Here is an 8,044-nt window from a genome sequence, read left to right as displayed (position 1 = left end):
GCTTTAACGTCAACTGGCTTTATCATTGGTGGAGAATCCAGGTCAGAGAGATCAGGAAACAAAACCGTAGGCATTGAAGAAGGAACAGACCTTTGGCTGATTGCTCTCAATGAAAGAGGAGAAGATCTGTGGCAGAAGTCCTACAATTTCAAAAACAGAGATATCCTGATGGGGATGAATGTGGTAAGCGGGAGGCTGGAAGATGGAAGCGAGAAGTCTAAAGGTATTCTATTAGGAGGCTACACTCAGGCTGAAGGAAGAATCCAAACCGATGATGAAACTTTCTGGATGTTGTATTTGGATCAAAACGGGAATGAGCAGTGGAGAAAACACGTAAAGGGAGAATCCAGACAAAAAGAAGAAAGACTTTCAGATTTAAAACTCAACAGAGATGGTTCAATTATTCTTGCAGGAACCAGTGCAGAAGAACTTGGAAAAGAAAACTGGAAGATTGTAAAACTGGGAGATAAACAGGTAGACCAGCTCATTGAAAAATACGATATCAAGATCTATCCAAATCCAGTATCTGACTATGCTTATGTGGAAATCGGCTTTGATCCTTCGACAGGCTCAGGACAGGGTTTTAAGGATGCTGATATTCTGTTGTATGACATGAGCGGAAGACAACTTCAAAGTATAAAAACCAAGAATAGAGTGACTAAGATTAATACTCAGGCTTTGGTTCAGGGAGCTTATCTGGTGACTATAAAAACTGATAACAATAAAACGGCCAATGCCAAATTAATCAAGAAATAACATCATGAGAAAAAAACATAAGATTATAGTATTCCTGCTTACATTTTGTTCAGGATTATTATTATCACAAGGCGCATCAGGCGAAAGTTTCACCTCGGCACCTTCTGCAGCATCAATGTCTAGTTTCATCAATGCTCCGATATCTTTATCTACCGGGGTTCCGGACATTAATATTCCTTTCTTTGCGTTAGCTACTCATAACTCTGGAATAGGGATCAATGTAGGAATATCTTATCACCCTGGCAATGCAGGTAAAACAAGCAAAGCTTCTGATGTAGGGTTAGGTTGGTCTTTATACGGGACAAGCTGTCTTATTTACAGATCAATAAACCCATATAATGGTATACCTACTGATATTTATTACTATTCCTTTATGGGATTCAATGGTAAGTTTTTATTAAAAGCAAATGCTTCCGGACAAAAAGAAATTACTTATATAACTCATACCAACCTGGATCTCACTTATAATCAAGCAGAAGATACTTTTAAAGTTGTTGATCCATCAGGAAATACGTATTTTTTTAATAATAAAGATCAGAATATTTTTAAAAAGAGTAATAATTCTATCTCGTATGTGTCAGCTTATTATCTTACTAAAATAAAGGATGTTTATCAGAATGAACCACTACTTTTCACCTACATTGAGGATAGTTATGTACCTAACGATCAGGTCCTCACTATGAAAAGTTTGAAAATCAGCAAAGTAACTTCACCAGATTTTGGCTCCATTGAATTCAGCTATAATTTTAATGAGGCTCTTCGAAAGAAATTAACAGACCCTTATCAGTTGCAAACCGTAGCCCTGAAAAACAAAGCCGGAAAAGTGATTCAGAAATATACCCTGCAAAGTGACGATAGCGGATTTACCTATACTGAACCCTTAATATCTTCATGTACAGCAGAGGCAGTACCTGATGGTTTCTATGACAGAAGAATGCTTCGTTCAGTTCAGAAATATGGAACATCTACCCAATTTGAAAAAACAAGTTTTGAATATAATGACAGTCCTTTTACCGGAGGCAACTGGACAGAGTTTAAATGTTATTGCCTCAATAATCCTGATAGTCCAAAGTTTTTAAATATAGGACTTCTCAGCACCATAAAATATCCAACAGGCGGGCAAACAAGGTACGAATTTGAACCTAATCAGTATGAATTCAAAAAGACCAATATATTTGATCCGTGGACTGTCTCTGGTGATTTATATATCCTACCTAATGAATTTTCAGATCAGGACGCCCAAGTTTTGGAAACTGTAGGTACTTTTAATTTTGACACCCATTTTACAAATACTTATACCTTCAATATTCCTTCAAACCCAGACGACTCCGAGGGAGGAAGTTATCTTATGTATTGTGTAGACGTCACCGCTTACTACACCGATTCACCGGTATGGGATCCAGGTTTGACTCCTTCTGTTGATATCGAACTCACCTCATCAGTAGTAGGTAATGATGGCAATAGAAAATTTATGCCGGGAACTAATACTTTCAAAGTCTTGGGAACAGGTGGCGGAGGTACAGTTACCATCAAAAGAATCAGATACAGGTCTATTCCGCTTCCCAACTATACTACAGGAAATGGAGTCAGAATAAAAAAAATAGAATTTCTTGAAAATGGAGTTCCGGTAGATTCTGAAACCCGTTATTACTCTTATCAACAGTTTGACGATAATGCCAAAACAAGTGGTTATTTGGCTTGGCTTAAGGACAGTCCTGTGGTTTATAAGAATGTAAAAGAAACCATTGGTCAGAATAAAGGATATGCCAAATATTATTTTGAAACTTTGAAAGATCACCCTGAGAATCAAACCCCAGAAGGAGCATTAGCAAGTCCGGTATCTCATTACAATATCCTTGTTAATGGTCTTTTAGATAAAAAAGAAGTTTTTGATGCCAACAATACGCTGGTAGCAAAAGAAGAAAATACCTATCAATTAACATCTATAGGAAATTCTTATTCACTTAGTGACATAATGACTTCAGGGGGTACCGTAAAGAATTCAATTGTTACGAAGCAGACTAATACTACGAATTCTTTTGTTGGGCAGGATGCTATTTCTTCAACAATAGAATCTACACGAGAAACCATAAATCTTAATATTACAAACAAAAAGACAATTACCCCTGAAGGAGATATTCTGGAAGAAAATTATAAATATCCAAAGCAGGCTGCTCTCCGCTTATTTGTGGCAGGAATCAAAGATAGGGTCATTACTACTGAATCCAAAAAAAATGGAGCTACCCTTTCTAAAACAGAAACCCGATACGATGATACCACTCATTTATATCCAACTTCTGTCATAGGATTTTTGCCTGATGACCTTTCCCAGTCATTTAAAAATGCGGTGAATGATATTTATGATGATAAAGGGAATCTAGTTCAGTACAGAGCATTTCCGGATGCTGTAGATTCCTCTACAGGAGGAATTCCCACTACCATCATCTGGGGATACAACAAAACCATGCCGATTGCTAAAATAGAAGGTGCAAAACTATCGGATATTCCGGCAGCACTTGTTACATCCATTGTCAATGCCTCTAATGAAGACGCAGATGCTGTTCCAGCCAATGAGGTAACAAAAGAAACAGCATTAATTAATGCTTTGAATACCTTCAGAAAAAATACTGCTCTTAAAAATTTCGTGATTACAGCTTATACCTATGACCCTCTGGTCGGAATGACCACTACAATTTCTCCCAATGGGATGATGGCAAAATATAAGTATGATTCTTTTGGCAGGCTTCAAAAAGTCATCAACAATGACGGAATTACGGTGAAAGAATACCAGTACAACAACAAAAACTAAACGATGAAAAACAATATAAACATAATCCATACAGGAAAACTGAAGATAAAAAAATATTTTTCAGCGTTGGCTTTGGCTCTTTCTCTGTCTGTTTTTGCACAGACAACGACAGAAAATTATGTCTACAGCAAAGTTTCTCTCTCTGAAGATGGCAGCAAAAAATCAGAAACCATCCAATATTTTGATGGTCTGGGGAGACCCAAGCAAACCATCCAGGTAAAATCTACTCCTTTGGGGCAGGATCTTGTAATGCCGGTTACCTATGATCAGCTGGGAAGGCAGACCAGAAGTATTTTGCCAGTTCCAATGCCCACTTCCAACCTTGGAATCCAGAATGTTTCTGAGGCCACGGCCAATAATTATTACGGAGTACCCAACGCCTATTCCGAACAGAAATTGGAAGCTTCTCCTCTGGCAAGAGTCCTGGAAACCGCAAGTCCCGGAAATGAATGGGCAATGAACTCCGGACATACCCGAAAGGCAGCCTATGAAATCAACAAAAACTCAGATAAGGTAAAGAAGTTCTCGTTTACCAATTCATGGGTCAGCACGATTGCAACTTCTTCTGTTCCTACCGTTTCTTTTTACAATGAAAAAGTATTGGTAAAAACCTCAGGAACGGATGAAGATGGCAACAAAACCATTGAATTTACCAATGGATTGGGACAAACTATTCTGGTAAGAAAAGTCGTTAGTGCTGCTGAAAATGCAGATACCTATTATCTTTACAACGATTATGGACATCTTGTCTACGTTATTTCTCCGAAAGCAGACGCTCAGATTACCTCGAATAACAATATCATCACCCAGCAGATTCTGAATGATCTCTGCTATCAGTATAAATATGATAACAGGAGCAGACTGGCAGAAAAGAAAGTTCCCGGAAAAGGATGGGAATACATGGTGTATAATAAAGCTGATCGGCTTATTCTAACTCAGGATACGGTCCTTAAAGAAAAAGGACAATGGCTTTTTACCAAATATGACCAATTGGGAAGGGTTGTGTACACAGGAATCACCAATAATGCTTCCAGCAGGGCATCAATGCAAAACAGTGCCAATGCCAATGCTAATTTATATGAAACCAGAACTGCTACAGCGGGACTGACCATAAACGGCATGCCTGTATATTATACTAACGTTTCGACTGCTACCGGTGTTACCCAGGTCTTAAGTATTAATTATTATGACACCTATCCGCAATACAGTTTTAATCCTGCATTTCCATCAGCAATTTTCGGAAAACCAGTTTTAAAAGATGATCTTTCCGGAAATGTAAATACGAAAACAATGCCTGTCATGAGCCTGGTAAAAAATGTAGAGGATGACAACTGGACTAAGAATTATAATTATTACGATACAAAAGGGAGACCCGTCGGTGGATATTCAATCAATCATTTAGGAGGCTATACCAAAGCAGAATCTGAGCTTGATTTTTCGGGAGTACCACTTCAGGTAAAAACTTATCATAAAAGATTAAATACTGATACGGAGAGAGTGATTACTGAAAATTTCACCTATGATAACCAAAACAGACTGCTTACCCACACCCATCAGGTAGACAGCAACACTCCTGAAATTCTGACCCAGAATAAGTATAATGAGATTTCTCAACTGCAATCAAAAAAAGTAGGTGGAACTTCCGCAGCTTCTCCCCTTCAGACGGTAGATTACACTTATAATATCCGGGGATGGCTTACTAAAATCAACGATCCGTCTAATTTGAACGGTAAACTTTTTGGTTATGAAATAAAATACCAGAATCCTGTTTATACCAACATTGCTTCCGGGAAATTTAATGGAAATGTAGCAGAAATAGACTGGAAGAATTCATCTGAAAATGTTTTGAAAAGATATTCTTATTCCTATGATGTTCTTAACAGGCTGAAAGATGCAATCTATACAGAACCGAATGCTACCAATCCTTATAACAACAACTATAATGAGAATCTGACCTACGACCTCAACGGAAATATAGCAACACTGAGAAGAAATGCTTTTCCGGTATCGGGAACCACCTCTACTCTTGTGGATGATCTTACCTATCAGTATACAGGAAACCGTCTTGATAAAGTTATAGAAAATGCATTGAATGATACCGGCTATGAAGGAGGAAACAATCCTATTACCTATGATCCGAACGGAAATATGAAAGATATGCTGGATAAAGGAATTCAGTCTATTGGATACAACTACCTGAATCTTTCCAGTAATTATACAATTCAGCAGGGTAGTCCTTTGGGAGGTTCTTCAAGCAGTACTATAAACTATCTTTACCGTGCAGACGGAACAAAGCTTAGAAAAACGTTTTCAACAACACCCCTAAGGGGCTCAACGAGCACCACTATAACCGATTATCTTGATGGATTTCAATACAGCTATTCTGAAGGAGGCGGAATATGTTTAACATGTAGAACCGAAAATGCCTATGAACAGCAGGCATATAAAGGAATTTCCGGAATTATACTTCCCGGGGAGGGAATTTGGAAATTAGATTTTGTACCCACTGCAGAAGGAGTTTACAGTTTCACAGAAAACCGTTATATTTACCAGTACAGAGACCATCTTGGAAATACCAGGATAAGTTTTGCAAAAAACAGCGAAGGAGCTCTTGAAGTGACAGACACCAACAATTATTATCCGTTTGGTCTCAACCATATTTCAGGAATATTCAGCACATCTGGTTTTGGAGGTTACTACTCTTATAAATATAATGGGAAAGAGCTTCAGGAGACAGGAATGTTTGATTATGGAGCAAGAATGTACTTGCCGGATTTAGGTAGATGGGGCGTGATAGACCCACTAGCAGAAGCATCCAGAAGGTTTACCCCTTATCATTACGGAAACAATAATCCAATAAGATTTATAGATCCGGACGGAAGACTTACAGTAGATAACCTTCAAGGAGGATATAGTACAGGAAGTGCTGTAGCAGATTTCATGTTTAGAACCGGCTTAAGTTCGGATGAAAGAAATATGCCTCTGCTATACCGTAATGAAGGTGGAGCAATGATAAGAACTGAAGCCTTAGGGAATGAAGGACAAGGTGGAGGTAGTGGGCCTAAGCAAGGTCCTAAACCTAATATTTTTAACCGAATAGGTAATTTCTTTAGAGGATTATTTGGTAGGAATAACAATAAAAATAAAGTAGAAGTTGGCCCTGCTGAACAAATTTCAGAAAAACAGTTTTCAAACGAGATTAGTGCATGGCAAATTGTTAGTGCTTTGTTGTTTAACAGCACAGATCCTTACTCGGCAATTGGAAATATGGGGGTCGGACCTTATGCCGAGGAAAGAGAAAATGTGGGTATGGCTGCTATGATCTTTATTAATCCTGAAGCAGCTGCTGAGGGATTGGAAAGAAAAACTCTAAATGCAGCTGCAAATAATCTAGTAAAAATAGGTGCTGTTGAAGGAGATGTAATGATATTTTCGTCTAAGATTAAAGAAGAAATAGTAGAGGGAATAACAGACTTTGCAGTTAAAGATGGTAAGTTGTATTTAAACCAATTACATTTGCAAGGTTCTTCTGGAGGAAAAGTTGGTAGAGAGGCTTTATGGAATATTGCTAAAGACTTAGGAAAACAACATAATGTGACAGAAGTAATTATTCAGGGAGGTAAAAGAACAACAGGTAAATATATAGGCAAAGTTCCATCCCCTATAACTATAAAAGTAGAATAAAATATGGCAAAAATAATATTAGAAGGTTGGAATGAGGGGCTTCAAAAAGTGTCTCTTACAAAACTCCAAATTGATTTACTTGGAAAATCATTAAAGGAATCTAAATTAAATGTTGATTATCTTTTGGATAATAAAGAGGTGATTATTGATATTGAAAATTTAGACTTAGCTAATGAATTTATTAATGAAGCGGAAAAGATTGGCGTAATTTGTAAGTTAAGATAATGTTGGGAATATTCCCCCGCTGGCTCGAGCGTCTCGCTCGTGTCCGTAAATAAAACAAAAAGCCACTGTTTTTGCAGTGGCTTTTACTCTCTATTCTAGAGAAACCGTTATATTTACAGTACAGAGATCATCTGGAAAATAGCGTGATAAGTTTTGCAAAAAACAATGAAGGAGCTCTTGAAGTGGCCCAGGGCCGAACGAATGTTTCGTGTGAACTTATACTACCAATTAAATATCTATCATATGTGATGTTGATATATTAATTCAGAATAATAAAGAGCTTCTGTTAAAAATATAAGATCATAAAAAGACAAAAGTTTTTAGGAATTCAATCTGATGTATAGTTTTAAACTGCACGAAAGGATTCGTGTGGTAACGGGGAGGCCTGTGTTTGGCGCACAAACAATTAAACCATGGAATACCGGAACTTGGACCAGCTGCGCAAAGTCTCCTGACTTTGAGCCAATAATAAAAGCAATTCCTTAACAATATGCCCCCGCTGCGCAAAGTCTGCAGACTTTGAGCTTATTAAATAAACTTACCTTCTGGTTTCCAAGGTAGAATAAATAA

4 protein-coding genes are annotated in these 8,044 nt (G+C 37.7%); all 4 read left to right on the top strand.

Annotated elements, in window-relative coordinates:
- A partial coding sequence (locus NK356_RS23715; RefSeq protein ID WP_253318212.1) for a T9SS type A sorting domain-containing protein occupies positions 1-756 on the top strand: 756 nt, incomplete at its 5' end.
- A 4-nt stretch (positions 757-760) separates the two neighbouring features.
- Entirely contained in the window at positions 761-3,565 is a 2,805-nt protein-coding gene (locus NK356_RS23710; RefSeq protein WP_253318211.1) for a hypothetical protein, read from the top strand.
- A 3-nt stretch (positions 3,566-3,568) separates the two neighbouring features.
- Entirely contained in the window at positions 3,569-7,249 is a 3,681-nt protein-coding gene (locus NK356_RS23705; protein ID WP_253318210.1) for a DUF6443 domain-containing protein, read from the top strand.
- A gap of 3 nt (positions 7,250-7,252) precedes the next feature.
- The gene (locus tag NK356_RS23700) at positions 7,253-7,474 is read left to right on the top strand and encodes a hypothetical protein (RefSeq protein WP_253318209.1); all 222 of its coding nucleotides are present in this window, start codon (positions 7,253-7,255) and stop codon (positions 7,472-7,474) included.
- Positions 7,475-8,044 lie beyond the last annotated feature (570 nt).

Source organism: Chryseobacterium sp. S0630 (genome assembly GCF_024158915.1).
Lineage (GTDB): Bacteria > Bacteroidota > Bacteroidia > Flavobacteriales > Weeksellaceae > Chryseobacterium.
The sequence above is the reverse complement of the archived record's forward strand: the minus strand, read 5'-3'. Positions and strand labels throughout refer to the sequence as shown.

Bases quoted from the DNA above. Each gene is read 5' to 3' on its own strand.
- NK356_RS23710 (WP_253318211.1), top strand. From the start codon at position 761: ATGAGAAAAAAACATAAGATTATAGTATTCCTGCTTACATTTTGTTCA.
- NK356_RS23705 (WP_253318210.1), top strand. From the start codon at position 3,569: ATGAAAAACAATATAAACATAATCCATACAGGAAAACTGAAGATAAAA.
- NK356_RS23700 (WP_253318209.1), top strand. From the start codon at position 7,253: ATGGCAAAAATAATATTAGAAGGTTGGAATGAGGGGCTTCAAAAAGTG.